We start from the raw sequence: 25,707 nt of genomic DNA on the forward strand, positions 1-25,707 counted from the left end.
AGGCGGCACGGTCGTCGCCGTGGGCAGCCTGGAACCGGCGCGCATCCCCGCGCCGGACGGAGGAGAGCCATGAGTCCCGTGACGTACCTCGCGTACGACTACCCCCTGCTCGGAGCCTTCTGGACCATGCTGCTGCTGTTCCTGTGGGTCATGTGGTTCGTGCTGCTGTTCCGGGTCGTCGTCGACATCTTCCGGGACGACTCGATGAGCGGCTGGGCCAAGACCGGCTGGATGATCTTCGTCATCGTGCTGCCCTTCGTCGGCGTGTTCGTCTACGTCATCGCCCGCGGCAAGAACATGGGGCGGCGGGAGATCGCGCAGGCCCGCGCGCAGCAGGAGGCGTTCGACAGCTACATCCGGGAGACCGCGGCGGGTCACGGCACACAGACCGGCACCGCCGACGAACTGCACCGGCTGTCCGAGATCCGCTCGCGCGGCGACCTCACCGACGAGGAGTTCAACCGGGCCAAGGAACTGGTGCTGAGCGGCCACGGCTCCGGGCACGCCCGCTGACCCGCCCCGGACCCGCCCCGGACCCACACCGGACCCACACCGGACCCACACCGGGCCCGCCCCCACGCCCCGCACCCCGACCGCACACGACGGAATGAGGTGGCGACATGGCCACACACGCTCCGCACGCACACGCACGCACCCGCACACCGTCCGCGAAACACCAGGTGGCCGGTGGAATGACCGTCTTCGGCGGCGTCATGCTGCTGCTCGCGGGGATCCTCGGCATCGTCCGGGGCATCTCCGCGATCGCCCAGGACGACGTCTTCGTCACCACGCAGAACTACGTCTTCAAGTTCGATCTCACGTCCTGGGGCTGGATCCACCTGGCCCTGGGCGTGCTGGCCGTGCTCGTCAGCGCCGGGCTCCTCCAGGCGAAGACGTGGGCGCGGGTGGCCGGGGTGGCGATCGGCGGGCTCATCATGATCGCCAACTTCATGTCGCTGCCGTACTACCCGGTCTGGTCGGTCGTGATGATCGGACTGTCCGGCTTCATGATCTGGGCGCTGTGCATGGTGCGTCCCAGGGACGTCTGAGGCGGGGACCCTCCGGGTGCGCCCCGGAAGCACTCGGCCCCGGCCGCCGCGTGACGGAGGTCACGCGGCGGCCGGGGCCGGTCCCGATCAGCTGGGGTCGGTCTCGATGACGGCGACGCGGTCGCCGGTGCTCGTCAGTGCCTGACGCAGGGCGGCGTAGACGTCCTGGGGCGTGACCGGTGTCTTCTCGCCGTTGCCCCGGGTGATCACCACACCGTCGAAGGTCTGGCCGTAGAGCTCCTCCAGGGCTTTCAGGTCGGGCTTGTCGACCAGCTTGCCGTCGACGGCCTCCACCCTGAGGAACTTCCACAGCGACTTCTGCGGACTCATCGCCACCGAGTGCGCCGCATCGGTCTGCACGGTCACATTGGCCGACATCGCCGGCTCGGCGTACTCCTTCATCATCCGGTCGACCTCGGCCTTGGAGACCGTGGGCTCCTGGATGGTGGTCGGGACCTTCACCGGGGAGGAGGAACCGGTCTCCACCTGGGTCCGGTACGCCGCCTCGATCGCGTCGACCGACTTGTCGACGTCGATGCCCGCGCCGGGCTCGCCGTAGACGGCGACGGCCTTGCCGGACTCGAACGTGATCGTGCCGTCGTTGCCGGAGCCGCCGCCCGCGGCCTCCAGGGCGGCCTGCAGCTTCTCCTCGTCGACGGGGATCTCGGGGTCGACGACGCGGCTGTTGCCGAAGAGCGAGCCGATCACGGAGACCGGGTTGTAGTCGCTCTTCGCCGCGGCGCTGACGGTGGCGTCGGTGTCGAGCTGCAGTCCGGCGTTGTCCGGCTGCAGTTCGACGGTCTTGTCGCCGACGGCCAGCTCGAGCGGCTTGTTCAACCGGTCGGCGAGGGCCTTGTCGAGCGTCTTCACGGCCTCGTCGCGGGTGCCGCCGCCGATGTCGACGCCGAGCACGGTGGTGCCCTTGGGCACGTCGGAGTGGTTCATCAGCAGACCGGCGCCGTAGGCGACCCCGAGGAGGAGGACGACGCCGCCGCCGAGCAGGGGGAGCTTGCTGCGTCCCTTCTTCTTCGGCGCCTTCGAGGACGCCGCCGGGGGCGGGGTCGGGGCGGCCGGCTCGGGGAACCTGGAGGGCGTGAGCGAGCCGCGGCCGCCGGCGGGGGTGTCGTCCGCGTCGAAGGCCGCGCTCGCCGGGACGACCGGGGCGTTCCTGGTGCCGGTGTACCCGGTGGCGCTGTCGTAGTGGGCGTCGTAGCCCGGGGCGTCCGGGTCGGGGGCGTGGATCTGCGGGGTGAGGCTCGCGGTGTCGTCGCTCAGCCCGCTGCCGGGGCCGCCCGCGCCGCGGGGGCCGCTGCCGCGCGGCGGGATCATCGGCCCCCGGCCGGTGACCGGGCCGGTCGTGGGCCCTTCGGGCCCGCCCTGGTACAGCGCCGGCCTGGACTGGCCGGGCTGACCGGACTGACCGGGCGGTCCGAACGGACCGGACGGGCTGGAGGGGCTGGACGCGCCGGGCTGCTCGGGAGCGCCGGAGTGCCCGGCCTGGCCGCCGCCGGCCAGCGCCTCGGTCACGTCGAAGGAACCGGTGCCGCCGCCGCGCCCGGGGGCCACCGGGCCGCCGGTCGCGCCGGAGAGCCCGCCGGCGCCGGGTGCGGAACCGTTCGTGCCGGTGGGGCCGCCGGGCCGGGCGCCGCTCGTCACACTCATGCCGCCGACCACGCCGGCCGGACGTCCACCCGGCCGCGCACCACCGGGCGCACCGGCGCCAGGGGCACCGGGGGCACCGGCGGGGCTGCCCGCGGGGGCCGCGGAACCCGAACCGCTCGGCGCACCCGCCCCGTTGCCGGAGCCGCCGCCCGTACCGCCCTTGCCCGCGCCGGACTTGCGGGGTGCGAACCAGTCACTGGTCGGCTTCTCCGCCGGGGCCGACTGCTGCGGGGCCGGCTGCTGCGGAACCAGCTGCCCCGAGCCGCCGGACGGCGCGCCCGGAGCCGCCGGCGCGGGCGGCTCACCGGAACCGGAGCCGGGCCCGACGCCCGTACCGGTGCCCGCGGACCCGGGCGTCGGCGCCCGCCCCTCGGCACGGGTGTCGGACTGGGTTCCGCCGTCGTCCGTGCCCTCGCCGTCCGTGACGGGCTTGCGCACGACGACCGGCGGAATGGGCCTCGATCCGGGGATGTTGATCCGGATCCTGGTCGTCAGGGTGGTCTCGGTCTTGCGTTCGTCCGGACGCCGTTCGTCCGACCGCGCGGCCGGCCGGCCCGCGGCCGTCGCCTCGTCCGGAATCGCCGGAATCCCGTAGGGCGGAGTGCCCGACGGGTACGCGGCTCCGCCGCGCCCGTTGGGCCCGGTGGACGGAGTGTCAGTTTCACGACTCAAGGCAGGTTCTCCCGGTTGGCTCCGCCGCCCGTCACGACCTCACGGTGGGGTCCCCCCCGACTCGACCGGAGCCGAGAGTTCGGGGAGGCTCAGCGGCGCGCGCACCACCATACTGGCCACGTACGGCCCGTTTCTCAGGACCGCCGGGGAAACCCGCACGGGACCCGCACGCGCGTACCCCGGCGAAGTGGTACGTCACTTCCCAAGTCGGACGGTACGGCCGTTCGGTTGCCGCACCGGCGCGAGGGTGGCACAGATCACAGCGACGACGATGCCGCCGAGCAGGAAGAGATAGGACCCGGCTCCCGCGGCGAACAGGAAGTCGCCCTCCGGGCGGTTGGCGGTGAGCAGGAGGACGACGAGCACCCAGCCACCGGCGGCCGACGCGGCCCCGGCCCGGCTGCGGAGGACGATGCCCGCCGCGAGGCAGAGCCCGGCCTCGCCCGCGAGGGCGAGCAGCAGCCCGCCCGGGAACCAGGCGGGCTGCACCAGCGTCCCCGCCACACCCACCACGGCACCGAGGGCGAACAGCCCCAGGCAGGCGGCGAGCCGCCCGGCGGAGGGCAGTCGCAGCGGCTGGGCCAGCACCGAGACGGGCCGGTCCTGGCCGCTCCGGTCGCTCACGACGCCTCCCCCGCCCCGACTCCGGTGTCCACTCCCGCGAACAGGTCGCTCTCCCTGCCGACGGAGCGTTCTCCGCGCACCAACTCGTAGTACTCGGTGGTGAACAGCGGCTGCGCGAGTGCGTTGGAGAGCACGAAGTACGGCTCGGCCACCGTGATCTGGGTGGCGTGCGCCCGCATCGCGGCGGCCTTGGCGGCGGCGTACGCCGTGCCGTCGACCTCGGCGGTGACGTGCACCTCGGAGACGACTCCGGGCAGGTCACCGATGCTGCCTGCCTTGTCGAACGGCAGCCCGGAGAGTTCGTCCTCCAGACGCGCGAAGGCCGCCTCGGCGACGGGGCGGGGCATCCGGTTCCAGTACACCTTGGGAACGTCCCACCCGTCCGCCTCGTCCGCTCCGGCCCCCGCGGCCAGCTCGACGGCGCGCATGGCGACGCGGTGCGCCTGGATGTGGTCGGGGTGCCCGTAGCCGCCGCGCTCGTCGTACGTGACGAGGACCTGGGGCCGGACCTCGCGGATCACCTCGGCGAGCAGACCGGCGGCCTGGTCGACGTCGGCCTGCCAGAAGCAGCCGGGATCGTCGTTGTCGGGCAGGCCCATCATCCCGGAGTCGCTGTAGCGCCCGGCACCGCCGAGCAGCCGGAAGTCGTCGACCCCGAGCGCGCGCATCGCCTCGGCCAGCTCCCCCATCCGGTGCTGCCCGAGGGCGGCACCGCTCAGGTGGGCCAGCTCGGGCGGAATGACCTCGCCGCGCTCACCGAGCGTGCAGGTGACCAGTGTCACGTGCACCCCCTCGGCGGCGTACCGGGCCATGGTGGCGCCGTTGTTGATCGACTCGTCGTCCGGATGGGCGTGCACGAGCATCATCCGCCGAGCGGAGCGAGAGGGGGGTCCCCCCGGCCGGAGGCTGGAGGAGGGCAGTTCCGTCATGGGGCCAGCCTACGAGTCGCCCGGCGGCCCCGCGGGCACGGCGCCGTCCCGCCCCCTGCCGGGCGGGAGTACCGTGAAGGCATCGGGAGAGTCGTCGCCGCCGACTCGAGTGTCGCGGCCGCTCTCGATCGAGGACGGGGCCGGAGGTGATCGCCTGTGATCATGAGGCGTATGCCCGGCGAGAGGGCCCGTGCCCGGCGCTGACGAGTCCTCCCGGAGTCCGGTCGGAGCGATCGGAAGGATCACCGTGGGGATTCCTCCGGACGGACCGGGTGAGGTCCTGGTGGCCGTACGCGGGGGCTCGGAGACCTACGCGGCGTGGTCGCGCACCAACACCCCCCTCGCAAGGAACGCACGGGTCGTCGTCGTCGACTCCCTCTCGGCACGCTCGGTGATCGTCGAGCCGCTACCGTCCTGAATCGCCCTGAATCGCCCTGAACGGCCCTGCAAAGGCCTTGAAAACATGTTGCGTCCCGCTGCTCGACGGGAGTTCTCCCATGCTGTTCTGGCAGGTCCCCGCGCCCAATGAGGCCATGCTCATATCCGGTACGAAACGGCAGGCGCAGGGCACGCAGTTCCGTATCGTCACAGGTCACGGCAGTTTCGTACTGCCGGTGATGCAGAAGGCCCGCATGCTGTCCCTGGCACTGCGGGAAGCGGAGATCGCGGAGGACTGCGTCACCCAGCAGGGCATCCAGCTGCATGTGCGCGCGGTCTGCGTGTTCAAGGTCGGCGACGACGCGGTCTCGATCGCCAATGCGGCCCGCCGCTTCCTCTCCGAGCAGGAGCAGATGGAGGAGCTCGTCGGCCGGATCTTCGCCGGACACCTCCGGTCCATCGTCGGCGGACTGACCGTCGAACAGATCATCCGGGAACGTGACCGGGTCGCCCAGGAAGTGATGGCGGGCAGCCACAGCGAGATGGAGAAACTCGGCATCGTCGTCGACGCGCTCCAGATCCAGGAGATCGAGGACGCCACCGGCTACATCAACAACCTCGCCGCCCCGCACGCCGCCGCGGTCGCCAGCCAGGCGCGCATCGCCCAGGCCAAGGCCGACCAGGAGGCGACCGAACGCGAACAGCAGGCGGCCGCCCTCAAGGCGGAGTACGAGCGGGACACCGCGATCAAGCGGGCCGGGTTCCTCGCCGAGACCGAGCAGTCCAAGGCCCGAGCCGCCCAGGCCGGCCCGCTCGCCGAGGCCACGGCGTCCCACGAGGTCATCGAGGAGCAGACCGCGCTCGCCAAGCGCCGGGCCGAACTGGCGGCCCAGCGCCTCGAAGGAGAGGTCAGGCGCCCGGCGGACGCCGAGGCGTACCGGCAGCGCACCCTGGCCGAAGCCGCCCGGGACAGGGCCAAGTTCGAGGCGGACGGCAACGCCTACACCGAGCGGACACTCGCCCAGGCCCAGGCCGACGCGAACACCGCCCGCGCCCGCTCGCTGCGCGACGGCAACCAGGAACTGATCGCCGCCAACCGTGTGGTGGAGAACCTGCCGGCCCTCGCCGACGCGGCCGCCCGCGGCATGGCGGGCGCCCACCTCACCGTCCTCAACGGCACCGAGGGCGTCAGTCAGATGGCCGCGGGCCTGGTGAGCCAGGGCCTGGCCATTCTCGACACCCTCCAGAACACGAAGGACCCCACCGTCAACGGAAAGAGCAACCTGCGGATCCCCGGCCCGACCGCGTAGCGCCGGTCCTGCGGCCGGACCCGTCCACGGTCCGCGGCGGCCGGAAGGCTTCACTCACGCACGACGCGGCCGTCACCCTCGCATCACTCCTGAGGCGGGCGTGACGCTGCGGCGGCGACTTCTAGCAGCCCGCTCCGACGCCGCTGTTCACGAACGAGTGGACATTGATCGAGTAGCCGGCCCCGGTGGTGAGGTCGGGACGGCTTCCGTGACCGTCCTCCTCGAGGCCCTCGGCGGTGAGGAAGGAGATGTGCAGGGACATTTCCTCTTTGACGAAGCACAGGTCGTCGGGCACGGCTTCGGGGTCCGGTTTCCATCCGTCCCGTGCCACTGCCGTCCGGTAGTGTGCGGCCACTTCGCCCTGCGTTCCGGGGAAGGCGTAGGTCCGGTCGGCGTACACCGCGACATCGCCGCTGTCCGCCCAGCAGCCGGCGTCGACCTTCTCGAAGCCCCGGGCGACGGTGGCCTCGGCGGGCCGGGAGTCGAGGATGTCGAGCGCGGCCATCTCCTTCACCCGGCCGTCGGTCCCCCCGCAGTCCCTGGCGAGTTCCTGCAGCATGCAGCCGGTGAGCGTTCCGGCCGCGAACACGGTCGACAGGAGCAGGGATATCGGGCGGACGGTACCTGTCCGTAAGGACACGGCGGGCTCCAGGAGGATGGCCGGGGCGGAAGTGACCCGCCGGGCGAGGTGGCTGTCCGTGCCACTCCGGAGCGGCACGGCCCAGTTCTACCAGGAACCGTCCTCCTCCTCCGCAGGCATCCCCACGTTCTTCACGGCACCGCGAGCCGGGCCAAGCCCCTTTCCCGAGGGCGGGGCCGAGTGCCCGGCCGCCCGTTCCAGCAGTGCCCGCGCCGGGTCCGCGGAGCGGAGGGCGGCCCTCTTGCCGATGACGTCTGCCTCGGTGATCTCGGATGTGCCCGGGACGGTGCCGGTGTCGTCCGTCGACCGAACGGCATCCCGCACGGCCCGGTGGAGGCGGGAGGCGCCCTGACGCACGCTCATGCCGGCCCGGCCTCCCTGCGTTCGGTTCCGGCAGTCGCGGCAACGGTCGGGGGCCCGGGAGGGGGGGTTGCTGTCCCGCCGGGTGGTGCAGGAGTCTTTGCGGTGCCGATGCTGCGGGGCCGGAGACGGATGTTCCGTGGAAAAGCGTGAGCACTCGGCGTCCAGGTGTCAGGCAAGCGCTCACATGAGCGACATCAGGACAGCGGCGGCCGAAGCGCTCACGCTTCGGGACGGTGTGTCAGGCCCGGGCGCGGGCACCTGCCCCGCCATCGCGCCCGGGAGCGGCATCAGGACTCCGGGTCCGGGCGCCCCCGGCGCAGGACGCTGGTGCACCAACTGATGATCGCGGCGTTGACCGCGGCCCCGATGACGAGCGAGGCGAAGAACATCGAGCCGTGTTCCGGCAGGACGAGGACGACGAGGCTGCCGGGGGCCGTGACGAGGAGCGGGAAGACGAGCGCCATCGCCTCGCCGGAGTCGTCGGTCACGCTCGCCACCACCGCCCACACGAGCACGGCCGCGCAGAGCCCGAGGTAGGCGAGCGCGACGAGACCGACGCGGTCGCGCAGCCGGCGCGGGAGGGACGGGCGGGAGTCCCCGTCGGTACCGGTCACGGGCACGCTCCCGGAGTGGGTCGAGCGGTCAGAGACGGGTGCCGGGCGGGTTCGGGCGGGCGGGGCGGAAATGATGCGCTTGGACATGGGAAATCCCCCTGGAATCGCGTGTGGTGGAGCATCGGACGCGCCCGCTCACCCAGGTACGACGTGTACGACGGGCAAGGACCGCTGAACGCGGCGAAGGCGCTGGTGGGGCGTGTTCGGGGAGGCGGTGGTCGGCCGCCTTCTCGATGTGATCGAGCCTAGGCCCGGGCACCCGGCGCGGTCGTCGCCCTGCGGGATGACCGGCGGATGGAACCGCGGGCAGAGCCTCTGCAACCCGGGTAAGAGACGGGAATCCGCCTTCAGCGGGAGCCGGGCCCCGCGTCCGCGGTCATAGCCTTGTCCAGCCATGAACCGAACCGACGACCGGTTTCTCCCGGTCCTGCTGCTCTGTGCCCAGGCCCTGGTGTGGCCGGGGGCACCGTTGGTGCGCGGGGCGGCCCCGTCCCCGGGCGCCCTCCTGGTGGCGGTGCTCGTCGCCGTGCCGGTGACGGCCGCGCTCGTCCTGCGCCGCAACCGTCCGGTGGTCGCCCTCCTCGTGGTCGTCGCCGCCTGCGCGCTGGGCGCCGGCCCGCTGCCCGCCGGGGCGACGGCGGTGCTCGGCACGGCCGGGGTGGGGCTGGCCCTGTTCACGGTGGCGGCCCGGCGGGACGCCTTCACCGCGGTGCTGTGCGTCCTGACGCTCACCGTCTGGCAGCCGCTGTACAACGTCAGCCTGCACGGGATCAGCAGCCGCGAGAGCCTCCACCTCGCCCTGACGGCGCTGCTGTACGCCGCCGCGTGCGGCGCCGGTGTCCGCGTACGACGGACCCGCCGTGCGCGCCGCGCCGCCGAGCGGTTGCGGCAGCGTACGGAGGCCGAGCGCCACCGCCTGCCGGCGGTCGAGCGGCGGCGCATGGAACGGGAGCTGCACGACGTCAGCGCCCACCATCTGACCGCCGTGGTCGTCACGGCGGGAGCTGCGCTCGGGCTGCGCGACCGCCGCCCCGAACTCGTGCGGGAGGCACTGGACTTCGCCGTCGGCACCGGTCACGAGGTGACCCGCGCGCTCCGTGCCGTACGGGCCCCGGCGCCCTCCCGCGAGGACGTTCCCTCACCGGAGGAGCGGCTGCAGGATCTGGTCGCGGGCTTCCGGCGCCTGGACCAGCGGATCGACTGTGAGATCGACCCGCTGCCGGACGGCACCGTCGCGGACGCGGCGTACGGCATCGTGCGCGAGGCGCTGACCAACGTGGCGCGGCACGCTCCCGGCGCGCGGACGACGGTGCGCGTCCGGTACGGCGACACCGGCACCGACGTCACGGTCACCAGCTCGGCAGCGCCGGCCGGTGCGGCGGCGCACGGCGCGGGACTCGGCGGCGGACGCGGCCAGGACTTCTTGCGCTCGCGGGCCCGTGAGGCGGGCGGCACCCTCGTCACCGGCCCCACGGCGGAGGGCGGTTGGGAGGTGCGCGCGGCTCTGCCGGGCCGGACCGGAGCCCCGGTGGAACGTTCCGTCCCGCGCGGTTACCGCCTGGCGCAGCTGACGGCCGCGTTCGGCCTGGTCGTCCAGCCGACGCTGCCGATGCTGGTGCTCCACCGGGAGGAGGCGCTGCAGCCCGGTGCGACGGTGCCCGCGGGCGTGTTCTTCGGGCTGCTCGCCGTGGCCCAGGCGGTCGCCCTGCTGTGGCTGCGCAGGTCGCCCCGCGCGGCCCGGGGTGCCCTGCTCGCCCTGGTCCCGCTCTGGCCGGCGGCGATGTCCGCGGGCCACTACACCGGCCCGGTGCTGCTGCCTCTCGCGCTGAGCCTGCCGGCCACCTGCGCGGTGCTCGTGGCGGACGCCGCCCGGAGGGCCGCCGCCCCGTCCCGTGCCGGAGCCCGCCCCCCGCACCCGGACGCGCGGGTCGTCGAGCGGCTGCGCGACCGGTTCGCCGAGATCCGCCCCCCGCACGCGCGGGCAGCGGACACCGCCGGTCCGTCCGCCGTGGGCACCGGCATCCACTCGCGCCCGACTCCGCCCGCCACCCGGCCGGTGAGGCACCCGGTTCTCCCGGTCGCCGCCGTGTCCGTGCACGCGGGGGCCGCCACGGCGGCGGTCCTGGACCGGGGCACCGCACTCCCCGTCGTGGCGGTCGTCGCCGGGACGACGGCCGCGACGGCTCTGGTGGTCGGCGCGAGCCGCTGGGCCGGGACCCGGCGCGGCCGGCGCGAGCGGGCCGCCCGGGGCACCCATCAGGACCGGCTCGTCACGTGGACCGAGGAGGCCGTCCGGGACGCGTGGGCCGAGCGTCGCAGGATCGCCGCCGGACTGGAGACCACCGTCCTCTCCCGCACCGCCGACATGGTCGCGGAGGCGGAGGCGGGCCGCCTCGACGCGACCGCCGACCGTGCCCGCGAGGCCCTGGCCGCGATGCGCGCCCTGCTCGACGCGGTCCGCGACGAGCAGGCGGAGCCCGCCCTGCGGCCCCAGCCCACCCTGCAGGCGCTCGACCTGCTCGCCCACCAGTGCCGGGCCACCGGCCGGGACGTGGAGATACGGCTGACCGACCGCGTACCGGCACGTCTTCCCACCGCCGTCGACCTGGCCGCCTACCACGCCGCCGAGACGGTTCTGGCCGTCGGCGGGGACGAACCCGCCGTTGTCGAACTGGACGCGGAAGCCGATACGTTGACGCTCACCGCCACCGGAGTGCCCGACACCGCGGACACGGCCGCCGACGAGCGGCTGGCCACTCGGGTGACCGCACTCGGCGGCACGCTGACCACCGGCCCCCGGGGCACCGTACGGATCCGGCTGCCCCTCGCGGGCGCGCCGGGCATCGAGGAGGGACAACGATGAGCCTCGACGTGCTGGTCGTCGACGACCAGGGCATCGTGCGGGCGGGATTCGCCGCCGTGATCGACGCCGAGGAGGACATGACGGTCGTCGGTGAGGCCGCCGACGGCGCCGCCGCGGTACGGCTCGCCCGGGAACTGTCGCCCGACGTGGTCGTCATGGACGTCCGCATGCCCGAACTGGACGGCATCGCCGCCACCCGCATCATCACCGGCCGCGAGGACGCGCCCAAGGTCCTGGTCCTGACCACCTTCGACCTCGACGTCTACGTCTTCGACGCGCTGCGCGCCGGCGCGTCGGGCTTCCTCCTCAAGGACGTCCACCCCGCCGAACTGCTCCGGGGAATCCGGGTGGTGGCGGCGGGGGAGAGCGTCCTCGCGCCGTCCGCGACCCGCCGCCTCATCGGCCACTACGCGTCCGGACGGGGCCCCGCGGTCCCGGCAGGCAGCTCCCCCGGGCTGGACAGCCTGACCGGCAGCCAGCGCACCGTCCTCACCCTGGTCGCCTCCGGCCTCACCAACGGGGAGATCGCCGAGCAGCTCGGCATCACCGTCGGCACCGTGAAGTCCCACGTCAACGCGCTGCTGCGGAAGCTCGGCCTGCGGGACCGCGTCCAGGCGACGATCCTCGCCTACGATCTCGGCCTCGCCCGCCCGAACCCGCCCGGCACCCGTCCCTGACCACTCGCCCCACTCCGGGAGGGCGCCCGTGACCGGTACCGACGGGGACTCCCGCCCGCCCCTCCCACGCCGGCTGCGCGACCGCGTCGGCCTCGTCGCGCCCGCCTACGCGGAGGGGATCCGCCGGGCAAGATGGCTGTCCGTGCCACTCCGGAGCGGCACGGCCCAGTTCTACCAGGAACCGTCCTCCTCCTCCGCAGGCATCCCCACGTTCTTCACGGCACCGCAAGCCGGGCCAAGCCCCTTTCCCGAGGGCGGGGCCGAGTGCCCGGCCGCCCGTTCCAGCAGTGCCCGCGCCGGGTCCGCGGAGCGGAGGGCGGCCCTCTCGTCGATGATGCCTGTCTTGGTGCTCGCGCATGTGCCCGGGACGGTGCCGGTGTCGTCCATCGACCGAACCGCATCCCGCACGGCCCGGTGGAGGCGGGAGACGCCCTGACGCACGCTCATGTCAACCGACCTCCCTGCATTCGGTTCGGCAGTCGCGACAGCGATCGGGGCCCGGTACCGGGGCGCGGAAGCCGCGGTCGCAGCCGTCGCAGTTGCGCATCTCGTACCGGCCGGGTGAGGGCTCGGCCGGTGCGCGGAACGGGGGCGGGGACGGCAGCTGGGCGGTGAGGCGGTGGGCCAGGATCGCGGCGGGGCGGCGTACGCCCTCGGGCGGCAGGTCGGCGGTCAGGGCGTGGCGTACGGCGGCGGGGGTGACGTCCCGCTCCAGCCAGGCGGCGACGCCGGGGGCCAGGTGGGCCGTGTCGCAGGCGGAGAGGAGCAGCCGGGGGTCGTGGCGCTGAAGGCCGGCGAGGAGGTCGGTGGCGGCCTGGAGGAGCGCGGGGGCGGGGTACCCGGGGCCGGGTACGGCAGGGAGCTGCTTGCGGGGAGCTCGTTCCTCACGCGCCGCGCGCGGCGACTCCCGCTCCTCGCACGCTTCCTGCCGCTCCTGCTGTTGCGGTTCCGCCGCCGGACAGGTGGGTGTCCCGGCGTGGTGGCGGGCCGCCTCCGGCTGGTTGCAGGAGGTCGTGCGGGTGACGATCCGGCCGGAGGAGGTGCGTACGCGCTCGCGGCGCAGGTAGCCGTGGGCCTCCAGCTCGCGCAGGGCGGCGGCGATACGGGTGGCCCCCTCGGGGAACCGGGCGGAGAGGGTCTTGATGTCCGCCGGGGCGCCCTTCGGCAGCGACTGGAGGTGCGTACCGAGCCCGATGGCGAGCAGCGAGAGCTTCTGGTGCTGGGCGAGGTGGTTGCCGATGACCGTGAAGCGGGTGGTGTGGCGGGAGTTGTCGTGCTGGAGCCCACCGGTGCGGTGGCCCCGGTTCGGGCGCTGGTTGCCCGCGATACGGGCCTGGGCGCGCGGGTGCGCGCTAGGGTTCTGGGTACCCATCGGGAAGTCCTGTCTTCCTCGGTGGTCAGGCCCTCGCACTGGGATTGCAGTCCCGGCGGGGGCCGTCGCATGTCTGCTGTTGTCCTGCGCTGAGCGTCGGTCCTCGACGGCCCGAAAATCCAGCCGAACCGGAGATGTTCACCCGCCCGAGTGAGTGCACGCCACGGGCGGGAGGGGTGGGGCTTGGTGGGGTTCTTTCCCCCTCGTTCTTTGTCTTTTCAGCCGTCGACGCCGCCGGAACCCGCGATGTCGCGTTCCGGTGGCGTCAGGCTCAGTTCGGCCCATACGGTTTTCCGCGGGAACCGCCCCTCGACCACTCCCCAGCGGTCGGCGAGCGCCTCGACGAGCAGCAGCCCACGCCCCGACTCGGCCCCGTCATCGGGCGCTTGGAGTGCGGGCAGCCGCTCGCCGCGCGTGTCTGTGACCTCGATGCGGAGCGTGCCTCCGACCACGTAGAGCGTCAGGCGGAAGCTGCGCCCGGGAAGCCGGCCATGAGTGGCCGCGTTGGCCGCCAGCTCCGCCACGACATGGCTCGCCGCCTCCTGCGGAAGCCCCCAGTCCCGGAGCGCGTCCGCCGCGAGCAGACGGGCGAGGCGGGCACCGCGCGGGGTGGACGACAGCAGCACGGTGAAGTCGCGGATTCCGCTGTCGGGTTGGGATCTGGTCTCGGCAATTTCCTGATTCACGTCACTCAGCGTGGCCGACCGGACATACCGTGATGAGTAATCACGGCGCTGCGTAGGGTGACCGTCCACGGCTTGCCCGGCCTTGTCCGAACTGTCGACGCGGCCCCTCACCCGCACGTCGTGACGATACTGCGCGGCACAACGGAGGAGCGCGACATGTCGGTGAACGGCGAGGCGGTGCGGGTCACGACCGAGGCGGACCAGACGGATGAACCGGGATGGGAGGTCGACCCGGACGACGACTGGGCACTCGCGGTAGTGGCCACCGTGGGACGGCAGTTGAGGCTCCGCCGGGAGGCGGCGGGCATGAGGGTCGGCGACTTCGCGGTGGCGGTCGGTTACGGCGACGACCTCGTGTACAAGATCGAGAGCGGCAAGCGCATCCCCCGGCCCGAGTTCTTGGACACGGCGGACGAGCTGTTCAATGCCGGTGGCCTCATCTCGGCGATGAAGGAGGACGTGAAGAAGGTCCGGTACCCGAAGAAGGTGCGGGACTTGGCGCAGATGGAAGGGCGGGCGGTTGAGCTCCAGCTGTATGACCCCGTGAACATCCACGGCCTCTTGCAGACGCCGGATTACACGCAAGCTCTGTTCCGGATGCGGCGACCTCGATACTCCGAGGAGGAAGTCGAACGAGGTGTAGCTGCTCGCATGGCCCGTAAATCTGTCTTCGAGCGCGACTCGGCACCCGAACTCAGCTTTATCCAGGACGAGTGGACGCTCAGGAGGCGGCTCGGGGGGACAATGGTGGTACGCCAGCAGCTCGAACACCTGCTTGAGCTGGGGAAGTTGCCGAACGTCGAGATCCAGGTGATGCCGGTGGACCGCGAGGAGCACGCCGGTGTGGACGGGGCGATCGAAGTGCTGAAGTTCGAGGATGGAACGGCGGTGGGCCGCTCACCGGGCGTTGCCCACGGCCGAGCGGTTTCCGACCCGAGGCAACTCCGTATCCTTGAACTCCGTTATGGCATCATCCGGGCGCAGGCTCTCACACCACGCGAGTCGGCCGTGTTCATCGACCAACTGCTGGGGGAGACATGATCCGCAACACCTCGTCCAGGGACGCTAGCGACCTGACGTGGTTCAAGAGCAGCTACAGCAGCGGGGCGGAGACGGACTCCTGCGTCGAGATCGCCACCCAGCCCGGCACCATCCACGTCCGTGACTCCAAGGACGTGGACGGCGGCCGGCTGGCCTTCGCCCCCTCCGCGTGGGCCGACTTCGTCCCGTACGCGGTAAGGGGCTGACCCAGCGACCCGCTGCTCGACCTCCAGTACGCCCACTTCGCCGCCCAGGAAACGGGCGATGGCGGTGAACTCGTCGAGGGCGGACTGGAGGTCGCAGACGATCACCTCGGGCGGGGCCCTTCATTCACGTGATGTCGAAGTTGACCTTGTCGCGAGCGGTCAGATCCTCGTAGCCGAACGGATTGCATGCCTGCACCCAGTGGGCCCGCGTCCACTCCGGAACCCACCCGGACAAACGGTGGTGAACCGTTGCTGGACGCTTGTTCACCGCGCCCCACAGCCAGGACGCATCAAATCGACCCCCTCGCATCGATACAGGGGTGCCATTCGATACATGACCGCTATGGAAAACCCCTGCTTGGAGCGGCGGCTGGCAAGCCGCTCTCCCACGTTCACTACGGCACAGGCACGCCAGGCACTGTTCTCTCCCCGCGACCTGGCGTCCTTGGTCGCTGAGGGGGAGATAGACGAACTGTCCCGTGGTATGTACCGACAGGCCGACGCACCCGAGACCGCACACACGGACCTGCTGGCCGTGTGCACTCGGGCACCCCGTGCCGTCGTGTGCGGTGAGTCCGCTCTGGCCCTGCACGAGCTGATCGACGACATCCCCACGGCGGTACACATCGCCGTGCCACGCGGTTCACGCCGCCCCACGATTTCCTATCCGCCGACCGTAGTGGCGCAGTACGCCGCCAAGACCTTCGGTCTCGGCGTCGAACGGTTCGAAGCAGCCCCCGGAGAGACCATCCCCCTTTACAGCGCTGCCCGCAGCACGGTCGACGCCATGCGCCACCGCAACCGCATCGACGAGACCCTCGCCCTGTCCGCACTCGGCCGCTACCTGCGCCGCAACGGACGCGGCGGGGTCAGCGAACTCCAGCACATCGCCCACGAACTGGGCGCTCTCTCCGTCATCCGCCCCGCAGTAGAGGCGGTGCTCGCCTGATGGCCAACCCGACACGCGACACCACTGCCGGGCGCGTCTACAACGACCTGCGCAACCTGGCCCGCCGCAACAACCGGTCCACGGACGAGGTAATGGTCGAGTACGTCCTCGAACGGTTCCTCTACCGACTGGGGACATCACCCCTCGGCCGGGAGCACTTCGTCCTCAAAGGCGCCCTGCTGCTCGCCCAGTTCGGCGCCCGTCGGACGACCCGCGACATCGACATCCTCGGCCGCGCGTTCCCCGCCGAAGAGACCGAGATCATCCGCAGGATCGCCGCCACCACCGACCTCGCCGAGCGCCGCCAGACCTCCTACACCGCATGGCGCCGCCGACAAGGTCCCGCCACGATCGGCTACCCCGAACGCTTCACTGACGTCGTCCGGCAGGTCACCGCCTTCGCAGACCCGCTCCTCAACGGCGATTCCGCCAACCGCACATGGGATGCAGCGAACCTCGCATGGTCGTGAACCAGCCCGTCCAATGATCAGCCGTGCGGACTGGAGGTCGCGGACGATGTGTTCTCGACGCGCCTAGTACTCCAGCAGGATTTCGCTGTCTGACCTGCGAGGTTCACCGGGCGGCTGGAATACTGGTATGCCTTTCCATCTTCTTCCCCCGAGGGAGGCTCTGATGACAGACACCGACGAGTGGTCCTTCACCGTGGACGAGGACGGCATGGTCTTCGCCGTCGCACCCTCCGGTGTGCCGGAGAACGTGCGGCTCGCCGTCGAGACCTTGCTGGTTCCCTTCAGCGACTCGGCCGTCGCCGTGGAGGGCTATCTGCGCGAGTGGCGGCGGATGGCGGAGGAGTTCGGCGACGACTACGCCCTGTCGACCACGAGTGCGCAGGTCAGCCGCGTGGGGCCGGATGAGATCGAACTTGGGGACATGTACGGGCAGTTCGAGGACTGTCGGATGAGTGCCCATGAGTTCGAGAGGATGCTCGGACAGCTGATCGGCTTCCTGAAGTCGCTCCACCGCGAGGGCGAATCGCACAGATTGATCACGACCCGATAAGCCCCCTAGCAGGGCCGCCGGCATTGCGGCTGACCGCCCATCCAGGGGGAGATCATCTACCGAGACCGGGGGGTCGCCTGTCACCTGGACTGGTCGGTGCCCCGCCGGGTGGTGTGGGGGATCCCCACGGCCCCGACGCTGCGAGGCCGGAGGGGGGTGCCCTATGGAAAAGCGTGAGCACTCGGCCGCCAAGTGTCACTTAAGCGCTCAAACGAGCGGCATCAGGACAGTGGCGGCCAAAGTGCTCACGGTTCTGAGACAGTGTGTCCTCCCCCGGGCATGGACGCGTGTCCCGGCGCCCGCGTCGAGCCCGCCGGGCAGGCTGATGCCGAGGCTGTCCGGCTACGGCGCCGTCGTCAGGTGGGGGGGGAAGAGAATGAGCGGCATGGTCATCGTGAAGGGCGTCGAGGCCCGCGGCATGCAGCACTGTGAGACGACGGCGCTGGGCGTGCTGCTGCGGCACGAGGGGATCGACCTGTCCGAGCCCATGCTGTTCGGGCTCGGCTCCGGGCTGTCCTTCGTCTACTGGGACAGCAAGGCCATGGGGTTTCCCTTCCTGGGAGGCCGGGTCAAGCCGTTCGAGCTCACCAGGAACCTGGCCGCCACCCTCGGGCTCGAGCTGCTGGTCGAAGAGACCACCTCCCCGCGCAAGGCATGGCGGAACGTGGCGGCGCCCATCGACGCCGGCCGGCCGGTCGGCCTGCAACTCGACAGCTACCACCTGGACTACTTCAGCACCGAGGTGCACTTCGGCGGGCACGTCGTGGCCATGTACGGCTACGACGAGCAGGACGCCTACCTGGTGGACACCGACCAGCAGGGCGGGGCCGTCTCCACCGGCCTCGACGGGCTGGCCAGGGCCAGGGCCGCGCGCGGCCCCATGACCGCCAGGCACCGCTCTTTCACCCTCACGGCGCCCGGCGGCCCGGCGTCACCGCGGGACAGGGTCATCCCCGCGATCAGGACCTGCGCCGACGCCTTCCTGAACCCGCCCATCGCGAACCTGGGCCACCGGGGCATCGAGAAGACCGCCGGGCAGGTGCCGAAGTGGCTGCAGCGCAGCGACGATCCGCGGGAGGACCTGTCACGGACCGCCGTCCTCATGGAGAGGGCCGGTACCGGCGGCGCCCTGTTCCGCACTCTCTACCGGGACTTCCTCGCCGAGTGCGCCCAGCTGATCGGCAGCGGTCACCTGCGCACCGGCCACGCCCTGTACGCCGAGGCCGCCGCCCTCTGGACGCAGGTGGCCGCACTCGTCGCGGCAGCGGGCGAATCCGGTGACGCGAGGAACCTCGTACAGGCCGGCTCCGTCCTCCACGACCTCTCGCGCATCGAACGCGAGGCGATGCAGGCACTCAGCCTGCTCTAGGTCAGGGCGGGGGGCAGGGCGACGGCCCGGAGGAAGTTCTGCGCGAAGACCTCGATGGCCTCTTCCATGGAAGGCAGCTCCGCGCCGGGCAGGTGCGCGGCGGCGGGGCGCAGCAGGAAGTGGGAGAGGACGGGGCCCGTCATCTGCTGGATCAGCAGCAGCAGGGGGAGGTCCCGGATCCGTCCCGCGGCGATCTCTTCGGTCAGCCACTGCCCGACGCCGTCGAGTACCCGCGGGAAGAATCGCCGGTACACGGACTGGACCAGCGGGTCCTCGGGGCGTGAGAGGGCGTCGGCGAGCATGGCGGGCAGGACCCGCGGCTCACGACCGAGGGCATCGGCCAGCAGACGGTAGACCCTGCGGACCGTCTCCGGCAGGTCCTCGTGCGGGCCGGCGAGGACGGCTTCGACGTCCAGGATCGGGCCGTAGCGCTCGTAGACCGCCTGCAGCAGTTCGTCCCGTCCGCCGAACGCCGCGTACAGGCTGTGCACGGAGCACCGGGCGTCGGCGGCCACGCGTTCCAGGGTGGCCGCGGTCAGGCCGTGCTCGCTGATGAGCCCGGCCGCGGCCTCCACGGCGCGCAGCCGGACCGGCTTCTGGCCTCCGGGATCCACTCCGGCCGCCCGTACCGCCTCGTCCAGCGCACGACGGGTGCCACCGAGCCGTCGCATCAAGGTGCTGCGGGAGATGCCCGCTTCCTCGGCGACGGCCAGCAGCGGGACGTCGGCCACCGGCACACCCCGGGTGCGGGAGACGCGCAGTGCCGCCCTTACCACTTCTTCCGGCACCGCTCCTGCAGAGAACTCGCTGATACTTGACACATGGATAAGGTTACCCTGTAATCGAGTTTCATTCCAGGGTGGTGCCGCCCGTGCGGGGCGGCGCGAGACCACCGATTCCCGTCACCGCCCTGCCCGGCGCCGGTGCCTGTGCCCGGCGACGCGTCCGCAGGCCGGAAGGAGACCGCGACCGCCATGTCCGATCACCCCACCCCTCCCCCCGCGCCCCCGACGGGGACCGAGGCCCCGCAGCCCGGCGCCGCACGGAAACTGGTCGCCGCCCTGCTCGGTCTGACGGCCGTGGTCACCCTGATGCTCTGCGCGTTCGCCCTGCCCAGCGTCAACGGCGGCCCGCACAAGGTCCCGATAGGCGTCTCGGGGCCGCAGGCCGCCGCCCGGTCACTGGAGAAGACGCTCGACGGGGACGAGTGGGACGTCACCGTCTACGACAGCGCCGAGGCCCTCACCTCCGCCGTCAAGGACCGTGAGATCACCGGCGGCCTCGTCCTGGCCCCCGAGGGGGTCGCCGTCTACACGGCCACCGCGGGCGCCCCCCTGGCCGGCGGCGCGCTGACCGCCATGGCCCACTCCGTCGCCGCCGAGCAGCAGACGAAGCCCACCGTCCACGAACTCGCGCCCTTCCCCGAGGACGACCCCCGCGGGGCCGGGTTCTCCGCCGCCGCACTGCCGCTGGTCTTCGGCGGGATGATCCCCGCAGTCCTCCTCGCCCGGCTCTTCCCCGGCCGCACCGGCCTGCGCACACGGCTGGCCGGTGCCGTGCTCTTCTCCCTGTTCGCCGGAACCGCGGTCACCGCGTTCCTCCAGTGGGGGACCGGCTCGCTGGCGGGCGACTACTGGATCACCGCCCTCGGGCTGAGCCTGGGCCTGGCCGCCCTCTCCATGACCTTCGTCGGTCTGGAGGCCCTGACCGGCATGGCCGGCTTCGGGATCGGCGCGGCCGTGATGATGCTCCTGGGCAACCCCCTGTCCGGTCTGGGCACCGGCCCGTACTGGCTGCCCGGTGGCTGGGCGGCCCTCGGGCAGCTCCTGCCGCCGGGTGCGTCCGGCAGCCTGCTGCGCGCCAACGCCTTCTTCGACGGCACCGGAGCGGGGGCCCCTGGCCTGGTCCTCACCGCCTGGGTCGTGCTCGGTCTGGCCCTGATCCTCATCGCCGACCGCCGCGGCGCCAGGACCGTCCGCACCGGTGCGGCATCCGCGGAACCGGCGCCCGCCGCGGCCTGAACCGCCCGAAGGCGCCGCCCAGGCGGACCACAGGCGCGTCCACCTCAGCGGACGCCAAAAAGCCGGCGCCCCGCGGTCAGGTCCGTGGCCGCGGGCGCTCCCCCGATCAAGCGGGCGAGCCGGGCGGTGCCGAACCACAGCAGTACGGCGGTGGCGAGCAGCACGAAGGCGGCGCAGTTCGCGATGGTCGGGTTCACCCAGGCCGGGACCAGGTCGTAGTGCGCGTTGCACTTGTTGCTCAGCGGGAACAGCTCGCTGAACGCCTCGGGGTGGGCCTCCAGGTAGGCACTGTCGTACGTCTGATGGTGGGCGTGCGCGCATGTCTCGCCGACGTCGAGTCCGCCGCTGAGCAACCCCCGGAGCCAGGCCGCGAAGCCGACGAACAGCGCCAGGGACCACAGGCGCGCCCACCACAGCGGGCGCCGCCACGATCCGTCCCGCAGGCCCGTGGGGATGCGGTCAGCCCCATGACGGCGAGCAGCCCGGCTTCCTTCACGTGCACCTGTCGGTCCCAGCGTGTCGCGTCGGTGCCCCCGCGGGGCGTGGAGTCGGGCCGGACGGGGCCGGCCGGCTCAGAAGCTGATGCTGCCGATCATCCCCGCGATGTTGGTCGTCAACTCACTGATCGTGGGCGCGATCGTCGACGACGCCATGTAGAAGCCGAGGAGCATGCAGACGACCGCATGCCCGGTCTTGAGGCCCGACTTCTTGATCAGCAGGAAGACGATGATCGCCAGCAGCACCACCGCCGAAATCGAGAGTGCCACGGCGGTTCACCTCCAAGGACCCCAGGACTCGGGGGGGGTAGGGATATGGGGGCAGATACATCCACACAGCAGCCAGCAGGTTCATACCCACTATGCGCTAACGATCATAACTATCCGTACGTGCGCATCGGTCGGCGCACGGCCGCACAAGGGGGCGCATGGCCAATATGGTCATGGCATGACGACCGATGCTGACTCCTTCCCCCGACGGCACGCCCGCACCCAACGCTTCACGCTCGGCGCGCCGCGTGCGTTCACCGTGGCACCCGACGGCTCCCGGGTGGTGTTCCTGCGCTCGGGTTCCGGTACGGACCGGGCGAATTCGCTGTGGGTCCTCGACCCGGAGGGCGGCGGGGAGCGCGTGGCGGCCGACCCGCGGGCCCTCCTGGGCGGCGCCTCGGAGCACCTGTCGGCCGAGGAGCGGGCCCGGCGCGAGCGCAGCCGCGAGGGGGGCGCCGGCATCGTCGGCTACGCCACCGACGCGGCCGTGGAGTTGGCCTCTTTCGCCTTGTCAGGGCGGCTTTTCACGGCCGAGCTGCAGGCCGGGACGGCACGTGAACTGCCCACGCCGGGACCGGTGATCGACCCCCGTCCGTCGCCCGACGGGCGGCACGTCGCCTATGTCGCGCAGGGTGCGCTGCGGGTCGTCGGGGCGGAGGGGCAGGACGACCGGGCGCTGGCGACGCCCGAGGCGGACCATGTCACCTACGGTCTGGCGGAGTTCATCGCGGCCGAGGAGATGCACCGGCTGCGGGGCTTCTGGTGGGCGCCGGAGTCGGACCGGCTGCTGGTGGCGCACGTGGACGACACGCCGGTACAGCGGTGGTGGATCTCCGACCCCGCCCATCCGGGACGTGAGCCGCACCCCGTCCGCTACCCGGCGGCGGGCACCCCGAACGCGGACGTACGGCTGTTCGTGATCGGGCTGGACGGGACGCGCACGGAGGTCTCCTGGGACCGTGCGCGGTATCCCTATCTGGCGCATGTGCACTGGTCAGCGGCGGGTGCGCCGCTGCTGCTCGTACAGGCGCGCGACCAGCGCGGGCAGTTGGTCCTGGCGGTGGACCCGGACTCCGGGGCGACCCGGATGGTGCACGCCGACGAAGATCCGGATTGGCTTGAACTTTTCCCCGGGGTGCCCTGCTGGAGCCCCTCCGGGCAGTTGGTCCGGATCGTGGACGAGGGGGGCGCACGACGACTCGCCGTGGGTGAACGACCGCTCACCGGAGGGCAGTTGCACATCCGGGCCGTGTTGGACGTCTCCGACGACGAGGTGCTGGTCTCGGCGTCGGCGGGCGAGGAGGCAGGCGAGCCGGAGATCGGCGAGGTGCACGTCTACCGGGTGAACGAGCTCGGCGTGGAGCGCGTCTCGCAGGAGCCCGGCGTGCACTCCGCGGTACGCGCCGGGGGCGTCACCGTGCTCGTCTCCGCGACACCGGATCGGCCAGGTTCCCGGGCGGTGGTGCTGCGTGACGGGAAACCGACGGCGACTGTCCCCTCGCACGCCGAAGATCCCGGTATGTCCCCGCGGGTGACCCTCACGCAGGGGGGCGCACGCAAAATCCCGTGCGCCGTGCTTATGCCCCGGGACTACTCCGGTGACGCTCCGCTCCCCGTCCTCATGGACCCCTACGGCGGTCCGCACGGCCAGCGGGTGCTGGCCGCCCACAACCCCCATCTGACCTCGCAGTGGTTCGCCGACCAGGGCTTCGCAGTGGTCGTCGCCGACGGCCGCGGCACCCCCGGCCGCTCCCCGGCCTGGGAGAAGGCGGTCCACCACGACTTCACGCTCACCCTGGACGACCAGATCGAGGCGCTCCAGGACCTCGCCGCCTCCCACCCCCTCGACCTCTCCCGGGTGGCGATCCGCGGCTGGTCCTACGGCGGTTACCTCGCGGCGCTGGCCGTGCTCCGCCGCCCCGACGTCTTCCACGCCGGCATCGCGGGCGCCCCGGTGACGGACTGGACGCTGTACGACACCCACTACACGGAGCGGTACCTGGGCGACCCGGCCGCGCACCCGGAGACGTACACGAAGAGCTCGCTGGTCACCGCCGAGGGCCTCTCCTCCCCCGCCGACCGGCACCGCCCGCTGATGATCGTGCACGGTCTGGCCGACGACAACGTGGTCGCCGCCCACTCCCTGCGCCTGTCCTCCGCCCTCCTCGCCACCGGCCGCCCCCACGAGGTCCTCCCCCTCTCGGGCGTCACCCACATCACCCCCCAGGAACAGGTCGCGGAGAACCTGCTTCTGCTCCAGGTGGACTTCCTCAAACGCTCACTGGGCCTCACGGGCTGATCCCCGAAGGGGCCTGCGCCGGGCGGGCGCACCTCACTTGTCCGCCTGCCCGGCGACGGGCCGAAGCCGCCACGTCATCACCGCGCGCCCCGCCAGGGCCACCAGGGCGGTGATCGCTGCCAGCCGTACGACGGTCCATGTCGCACCGACCACGGGGTCCTGCAGCGGCGCTTCGACGCCGAGTCGCTCCGACATCTCGACGACGGCCAGCAGGGGAACCAGCATCCGGAAGGGCAGGCCGCGCGGTCCGGGATTCCGTGCCAGGTTCCCGGCCAGCCCCAGAACGGGCCCCGTGACACAGGCGACCCCGCACCAGAGCAGCGTCTTCGAGGCGAACGCGCTCCAGAGGACGTAGGGCGCCGCCCCGGTGGGGTCGTCCAAGTCCACTGTCAGGTACGTTCCTTGGCCCAGCTTCGTCAGGTAGTACGCGATCACCGCGGTGACCAGGGACGCGGTGGCCAGGAGGACCGCCTCACCCCTGGACTTCCGGGCGAGGCCGACGCAGAACGCCAGTGCGGCCCAGGACCATCCGGCGGACAGGACCAGATGGACGGCGTGGCCGACCGGATGGGTGACGTCGATCAGAAGGGGCCCGAGCACCCCGACCACCACACCGACGGTCAACGCGACCGAGAAGACCAGGGTGCGGGAACGGAGGCGGGAGCCTGTGAGTAAAGCCGACACGGTGTCCGGAGGGTCCTTTCACTGACCGGGGCAGGCGTGTGGAGCCCCTGCCCGCCCGGAGCCTACGGACGGCCGCCGCCGGAAGACACCGGCAGCACGGTTTCAGGACTCCGAGGAACATCTGGTGGCCGCAGCACCACGGGGGCGGCCGGTGCGTCACCCCCTCCCTCCCGGCGCTCGCCCCGGTGGCAGACTTTCGATCTGCCGCACTGGCGCGAGGGGCGTCAGGGGGCGAGGGGGTGTGGCTTGTGCACGGGCGGGTGCATGACCTGGTGTGGGGGACGGTTCGAGTCGTGGTGGCCGTCGTGCTGCTCGGTTCGGCCTGGCAGATGGCACGGATCTCGGAGCGCGCAGGCGCAGCCGACCTCGCCTTCCGACACCTGGAGATACACGATGCCGAAGGGGGGACACGGGCGGTCTGAAGGTGTGCGGGGACCGGTACCAGGAGCCCTTCTGCCTGCGGGCGGAGCACGTCACCGTGGACGACGTGCTGCTGAAGCTGAACAAGAAGACCGGGGCGGCCCGCTACCGGTTCGAGTTCGGCCGGTCCGACGGGCGCACGCTGGATCTGTCGCTGGACGTCGACAGCGAGGACCGGGACGTCGTCGAGGCCGCCGGTGGGCGTGGGAAGGCGACCCTGTACTGGTGGCGTGACTCGTTGCGGCTGCTGAAGGTGTCGGCCGACGGTCACGAGCGGACGATCCGCGCAGCGCACTACCCGGGTCGGGAGTTCGCGCCGCCCGCCGCGTTCGGCTCGGTCCTCGTCGGGCTGGGCGTGGCGGCCCTGTGGGCGGGGCTGTGGCGGATCGTGCGCGGGGGCGCGTCCCGGCTGAGCTGGCCGTGGCAGACGACGGCACCGGGGGTGACCTTCGTCCTGGCAGGGCTGGGCGGGGCCCTGGGCGCGCTGTTCGCGACGCACTCGCACTCGGTCCGCACGATGGTGTGGACCGCGGGTGCCGTGGGTGCGGTGAGCGCGGTGGGCATGGCCTGCTGGGCCTACCGGTGGACGCGGCGCAGCTTGCCGGAGGTGGACCGGATGGAGCCGGTTGTGCCGGTGGACGAGCACCGCTTCCCGGGTGTCGTGTGGGGACCGGGTCCGTGGAAGGCGCTGTCGATCGGGTGGCTCCGGGCGGGCCCGCGGGGACTCGCCGCTGTGCCCCCCGGACCGGCCATCGGTACCGGCACCTTCGGAGTCCAGCCGTTCCCCGGGCCGTTGCGGCTGGTCCGGGTGCGGACACCGCACAGGGACGACCCGCTGCGCATGCGGTTCAACAACTCCTGGCGTCAGTCGGACGGGGCGGCTCAGGGGTCGTTCGTGGTCGTCGCCGAGTGCGAGGCCCTGGGCGGGCCGGTGCCCGGGGCGCGCGTGCTGATCGGCGCGGGCAGGGACGACATGCCCTACGTGCTCGGTGCGCTGTCTGCGGCCATGTCGTTCCGCCCCGACCGGGACGACCAGGACAGCCCCGGCGTCCAGGGCTCGTCGCGCGACGGCAGTACGGCGAGCCCGTAGGG

At 72.1% G+C, this 25,707-nt stretch carries 28 protein-coding genes and 1 pseudogene; 16 read left to right on the forward strand and 13 right to left on the reverse strand.

Translation table 11 applies throughout. The features are described from left to right. The first annotated feature begins 69 nt into the window (after positions 1-69). Both ACTWJ9_RS10770 and ACTWJ9_RS10775 read left to right on the forward strand, forming a co-directional pair. Positions 70-513 carry an SHOCT domain-containing protein gene (locus tag ACTWJ9_RS10770; RefSeq protein WP_279334016.1) on the forward strand — a complete coding sequence of 148 codons (444 nt, stop codon included), beginning with the start codon at positions 70-72 and terminating at the stop codon, positions 511-513. Between the two features lie 107 nt (positions 514-620). Next, entirely contained in the window at positions 621-1,049 is a 429-nt protein-coding gene (locus ACTWJ9_RS10775) for a DUF7144 family membrane protein (RefSeq protein ID WP_279334017.1), read from the forward strand. Between the two features lie 87 nt (positions 1,050-1,136). Here the strand turns inward: ACTWJ9_RS10775 and ACTWJ9_RS10780 are convergent, their stop codons facing one another. From ACTWJ9_RS10780 to mshB, 3 genes are all read right to left on the reverse strand, one after another. Further along, positions 1,137-3,383, reverse strand: a complete 2,247-nt coding sequence (locus ACTWJ9_RS10780; protein ID WP_279334018.1) for a hypothetical protein — start codon at positions 3,381-3,383, stop codon at positions 1,137-1,139. Positions 3,384-3,578: 195 nt separating this feature from the next. After that, the gene (locus tag ACTWJ9_RS10785) at positions 3,579-4,007 is read right to left on the reverse strand and encodes a DUF6113 family protein (protein ID WP_279334019.1); all 429 of its coding nucleotides are present in this window, start codon (positions 4,005-4,007) and stop codon (positions 3,579-3,581) included. Beyond that, positions 4,004-4,936, reverse strand: coding sequence for an N-acetyl-1-D-myo-inositol-2-amino-2-deoxy-alpha-D-glucopyranoside deacetylase (gene mshB / locus ACTWJ9_RS10790; RefSeq protein ID WP_388702854.1), 933 nt, complete (start codon positions 4,934-4,936; stop codon positions 4,004-4,006). Before mshB ends, ACTWJ9_RS10785 begins: the two co-directional genes overlap by 4 nt. A gap of 247 nt (positions 4,937-5,183) precedes the next feature. Between mshB and ACTWJ9_RS10795 the strand changes: the two genes are divergently transcribed. Both ACTWJ9_RS10795 and ACTWJ9_RS10800 read left to right on the forward strand, forming a co-directional pair. Next, a complete protein-coding gene (locus ACTWJ9_RS10795) occupies positions 5,184-5,354 on the forward strand; it encodes a hypothetical protein (RefSeq protein ID WP_202276381.1) in 171 nt (56 codons plus the stop codon). Between the two features lie 79 nt (positions 5,355-5,433). Beyond that, positions 5,434-6,624 (forward strand): SPFH domain-containing protein, encoded by a 1,191-nt coding sequence (locus ACTWJ9_RS10800; protein ID WP_387038030.1) that lies wholly within the window; start codon positions 5,434-5,436, stop codon positions 6,622-6,624. A 121-nt stretch (positions 6,625-6,745) separates the two neighbouring features. Here the strand turns inward: ACTWJ9_RS10800 and ACTWJ9_RS10805 are convergent, their stop codons facing one another. The 3 genes from ACTWJ9_RS10805 to ACTWJ9_RS10815 form a co-directional block, all read right to left on the reverse strand. After that, positions 6,746-7,342, reverse strand: coding sequence for a hypothetical protein (locus tag ACTWJ9_RS10805; protein WP_443295619.1), 597 nt, complete (start codon positions 7,340-7,342; stop codon positions 6,746-6,748). Positions 7,343-7,351: 9 nt separating this feature from the next. Next, positions 7,352-7,627 (reverse strand): hypothetical protein, encoded by a 276-nt coding sequence (locus ACTWJ9_RS10810; RefSeq protein ID WP_387038026.1) that lies wholly within the window; start codon positions 7,625-7,627, stop codon positions 7,352-7,354. A 287-nt stretch (positions 7,628-7,914) separates the two neighbouring features. Further along, a complete protein-coding gene (locus ACTWJ9_RS10815; RefSeq protein ID WP_279334024.1) occupies positions 7,915-8,241 on the reverse strand; it encodes an SCO4225 family membrane protein in 327 nt (108 codons plus the stop codon). 394 nt (positions 8,242-8,635) lie between these two features. Here ACTWJ9_RS10815 and ACTWJ9_RS10820 point away from each other — a divergent pair, with 394 nt between their 5' ends. Both ACTWJ9_RS10820 and ACTWJ9_RS10825 read left to right on the forward strand, forming a co-directional pair. Beyond that, the gene (locus ACTWJ9_RS10820; protein ID WP_443295620.1) at positions 8,636-11,104 is read left to right on the forward strand and encodes a histidine kinase; all 2,469 of its coding nucleotides are present in this window, start codon (positions 8,636-8,638) and stop codon (positions 11,102-11,104) included. Next, positions 11,101-11,781, forward strand: a complete 681-nt coding sequence (locus tag ACTWJ9_RS10825) for a response regulator transcription factor (RefSeq protein ID WP_279334026.1) — start codon at positions 11,101-11,103, stop codon at positions 11,779-11,781. The genes ACTWJ9_RS10820 and ACTWJ9_RS10825 overlap by 4 nt, the downstream gene beginning before the upstream one ends. Before the next feature lie 171 nt (positions 11,782-11,952). Here the strand turns inward: ACTWJ9_RS10825 and ACTWJ9_RS10830 are convergent, their stop codons facing one another. From ACTWJ9_RS10830 to ACTWJ9_RS10840, 3 genes are all read right to left on the reverse strand, one after another. After that, a complete protein-coding gene (locus ACTWJ9_RS10830; protein WP_387038022.1) occupies positions 11,953-12,228 on the reverse strand; it encodes a hypothetical protein in 276 nt (91 codons plus the stop codon). Between the two features lies 1 nt (position 12,229). Next, complete coding sequence (locus ACTWJ9_RS10835) at positions 12,230-13,153, reverse strand: helix-turn-helix domain-containing protein (protein ID WP_443295621.1); 924 nt, start codon at positions 13,151-13,153, stop codon at positions 12,230-12,232. 218 nt (positions 13,154-13,371) lie between these two features. Continuing rightward, entirely contained in the window at positions 13,372-13,839 is a 468-nt protein-coding gene (locus tag ACTWJ9_RS10840; RefSeq protein ID WP_279334029.1) for an ATP-binding protein, read from the reverse strand. Positions 13,840-13,995: 156 nt separating this feature from the next. Here ACTWJ9_RS10840 and ACTWJ9_RS10845 point away from each other — a divergent pair, with 156 nt between their 5' ends. The 7 genes and pseudogenes from ACTWJ9_RS10845 (at position 13,996) to ACTWJ9_RS10875 (ending at position 18,424) form a co-directional block, all read left to right on the forward strand. After that, entirely contained in the window at positions 13,996-14,880 is an 885-nt protein-coding gene (locus tag ACTWJ9_RS10845) for a helix-turn-helix domain-containing protein (RefSeq protein WP_279337931.1), read from the forward strand. Continuing rightward, positions 14,877-15,086, forward strand: coding sequence for a DUF397 domain-containing protein (locus ACTWJ9_RS10850; protein ID WP_279334030.1), 210 nt, complete (start codon positions 14,877-14,879; stop codon positions 15,084-15,086). Before ACTWJ9_RS10845 ends, ACTWJ9_RS10850 begins: the two co-directional genes overlap by 4 nt. A gap of 343 nt (positions 15,087-15,429) precedes the next feature. After that, positions 15,430-15,567 (forward strand): annotated as a pseudogene (locus ACTWJ9_RS10855) (type IV toxin-antitoxin system AbiEi family antitoxin domain-containing protein); the annotation flags it as partial. Positions 15,568-15,570: 3 nt separating this feature from the next. Next, complete coding sequence (locus ACTWJ9_RS10860) at positions 15,571-16,035, forward strand: type IV toxin-antitoxin system AbiEi family antitoxin domain-containing protein (protein WP_279334031.1); 465 nt, start codon at positions 15,571-15,573, stop codon at positions 16,033-16,035. Continuing rightward, positions 16,035-16,505 carry a nucleotidyl transferase AbiEii/AbiGii toxin family protein gene (locus tag ACTWJ9_RS10865; RefSeq protein ID WP_387038016.1) on the forward strand — a complete coding sequence of 157 codons (471 nt, stop codon included), beginning with the start codon at positions 16,035-16,037 and terminating at the stop codon, positions 16,503-16,505. The genes ACTWJ9_RS10860 and ACTWJ9_RS10865 overlap by 1 nt, the downstream gene beginning before the upstream one ends. Before the next feature lie 163 nt (positions 16,506-16,668). Beyond that, positions 16,669-17,055, forward strand: coding sequence for a hypothetical protein (locus ACTWJ9_RS10870; RefSeq protein ID WP_279334033.1), 387 nt, complete (start codon positions 16,669-16,671; stop codon positions 17,053-17,055). Between the two features lie 385 nt (positions 17,056-17,440). Next, positions 17,441-18,424 (forward strand): BtrH N-terminal domain-containing protein, encoded by a 984-nt coding sequence (locus ACTWJ9_RS10875; RefSeq protein WP_443295874.1) that lies wholly within the window; start codon positions 17,441-17,443, stop codon positions 18,422-18,424. Here ACTWJ9_RS10875 and ACTWJ9_RS10880 read toward each other — a convergent pair. Beyond that, on the reverse strand, positions 18,421-19,245 hold the full coding sequence (locus ACTWJ9_RS10880) for a TetR/AcrR family transcriptional regulator (RefSeq protein ID WP_384207670.1): 825 nt from the start codon (positions 19,243-19,245) through the stop codon (positions 18,421-18,423). The genes ACTWJ9_RS10875 and ACTWJ9_RS10880 overlap by 4 nt on opposite strands. 153 nt (positions 19,246-19,398) lie before the next feature. On the opposite strand from ACTWJ9_RS10880, the gene ACTWJ9_RS10885 reads away from it, so the two are divergent. Beyond that, positions 19,399-20,445, forward strand: a complete 1,047-nt coding sequence (locus tag ACTWJ9_RS10885; RefSeq protein WP_443295622.1) for a hypothetical protein — start codon at positions 19,399-19,401, stop codon at positions 20,443-20,445. A gap of 44 nt (positions 20,446-20,489) precedes the next feature. On the opposite strand, the gene ACTWJ9_RS10890 is transcribed toward ACTWJ9_RS10885, so the two are convergent. After that, entirely contained in the window at positions 20,490-20,798 is a 309-nt protein-coding gene (locus ACTWJ9_RS10890) for a hypothetical protein (RefSeq protein ID WP_443295623.1), read from the reverse strand. 219 nt (positions 20,799-21,017) lie between these two features. Continuing rightward, positions 21,018-21,212: a hypothetical protein gene (locus tag ACTWJ9_RS10895; protein ID WP_109376839.1), complete on the reverse strand. Its 195-nt coding sequence runs from the start codon at positions 21,210-21,212 to the stop codon at positions 21,018-21,020. A 178-nt stretch (positions 21,213-21,390) separates the two neighbouring features. On the opposite strand from ACTWJ9_RS10895, the gene ACTWJ9_RS10900 reads away from it, so the two are divergent. Next, the gene (locus ACTWJ9_RS10900) at positions 21,391-23,511 is read left to right on the forward strand and encodes a prolyl oligopeptidase family serine peptidase (RefSeq protein WP_443295624.1); all 2,121 of its coding nucleotides are present in this window, start codon (positions 21,391-21,393) and stop codon (positions 23,509-23,511) included. A gap of 33 nt (positions 23,512-23,544) precedes the next feature. Here ACTWJ9_RS10900 and ACTWJ9_RS10905 read toward each other — a convergent pair whose 3' ends face one another. Next, positions 23,545-24,195 carry a DUF6518 family protein gene (locus tag ACTWJ9_RS10905; protein ID WP_279334039.1) on the reverse strand — a complete coding sequence of 217 codons (651 nt, stop codon included), beginning with the start codon at positions 24,193-24,195 and terminating at the stop codon, positions 23,545-23,547. A 424-nt stretch (positions 24,196-24,619) separates the two neighbouring features. Between ACTWJ9_RS10905 and ACTWJ9_RS10910 the strand changes: the two genes are divergently transcribed. Beyond that, positions 24,620-25,705: a hypothetical protein gene (locus ACTWJ9_RS10910; protein ID WP_443295625.1), complete on the forward strand. Its 1,086-nt coding sequence runs from the start codon at positions 24,620-24,622 to the stop codon at positions 25,703-25,705. Positions 25,706-25,707 lie beyond the last annotated feature (2 nt).

The organism is Streptomyces sp. GDS52, from assembly GCF_052246875.1.
GTDB classification, from domain to species: Bacteria; Actinomycetota; Actinomycetes; order Streptomycetales; family Streptomycetaceae; genus Streptomyces; species Streptomyces cathayae.

Bases quoted from the DNA above. Each gene is read 5' to 3' on its own strand.
- ACTWJ9_RS10770 (WP_279334016.1), top strand. From the start codon at position 70: ATGAGTCCCGTGACGTACCTCGCGTACGACTACCCCCTGCTCGGAGCC.
- ACTWJ9_RS10775 (WP_279334017.1), top strand. From the start codon at position 621: ATGGCCACACACGCTCCGCACGCACACGCACGCACCCGCACACCGTCC.
- mshB (WP_388702854.1), bottom strand. From the start codon at position 4,936: ATGACGGAACTGCCCTCCTCCAGCCTCCGGCCGGGGGGACCCCCCTCT.
- ACTWJ9_RS10800 (WP_387038030.1), top strand. From the start codon at position 5,434: ATGCTGTTCTGGCAGGTCCCCGCGCCCAATGAGGCCATGCTCATATCC.
- ACTWJ9_RS10810 (WP_387038026.1), bottom strand. From the start codon at position 7,627: ATGAGCGTGCGTCAGGGCGCCTCCCGCCTCCACCGGGCCGTGCGGGAT.
- ACTWJ9_RS10820 (WP_443295620.1), top strand. From the start codon at position 8,636: ATGAACCGAACCGACGACCGGTTTCTCCCGGTCCTGCTGCTCTGTGCC.
- ACTWJ9_RS10825 (WP_279334026.1), top strand. From the start codon at position 11,101: ATGAGCCTCGACGTGCTGGTCGTCGACGACCAGGGCATCGTGCGGGCG.
- ACTWJ9_RS10830 (WP_387038022.1), bottom strand. From the start codon at position 12,228: ATGAGCGTGCGTCAGGGCGTCTCCCGCCTCCACCGGGCCGTGCGGGAT.
- ACTWJ9_RS10835 (WP_443295621.1), bottom strand. From the start codon at position 13,153: ATGGGTACCCAGAACCCTAGCGCGCACCCGCGCGCCCAGGCCCGTATC.
- ACTWJ9_RS10845 (WP_279337931.1), top strand. From the start codon at position 13,996: ATGTCGGTGAACGGCGAGGCGGTGCGGGTCACGACCGAGGCGGACCAG.
- ACTWJ9_RS10850 (WP_279334030.1), top strand. From the start codon at position 14,877: ATGATCCGCAACACCTCGTCCAGGGACGCTAGCGACCTGACGTGGTTC.
- ACTWJ9_RS10860 (WP_279334031.1), top strand. From the start codon at position 15,571: ATGTACCGACAGGCCGACGCACCCGAGACCGCACACACGGACCTGCTG.
- ACTWJ9_RS10865 (WP_387038016.1), top strand. From the start codon at position 16,035: ATGGCCAACCCGACACGCGACACCACTGCCGGGCGCGTCTACAACGAC.
- ACTWJ9_RS10870 (WP_279334033.1), top strand. From the start codon at position 16,669: ATGACAGACACCGACGAGTGGTCCTTCACCGTGGACGAGGACGGCATG.
- ACTWJ9_RS10875 (WP_443295874.1), top strand. From the start codon at position 17,441: ATGGTCATCGTGAAGGGCGTCGAGGCCCGCGGCATGCAGCACTGTGAG.
- ACTWJ9_RS10885 (WP_443295622.1), top strand. From the start codon at position 19,399: ATGTCCGATCACCCCACCCCTCCCCCCGCGCCCCCGACGGGGACCGAG.
- ACTWJ9_RS10900 (WP_443295624.1), top strand. From the start codon at position 21,391: ATGACGACCGATGCTGACTCCTTCCCCCGACGGCACGCCCGCACCCAA.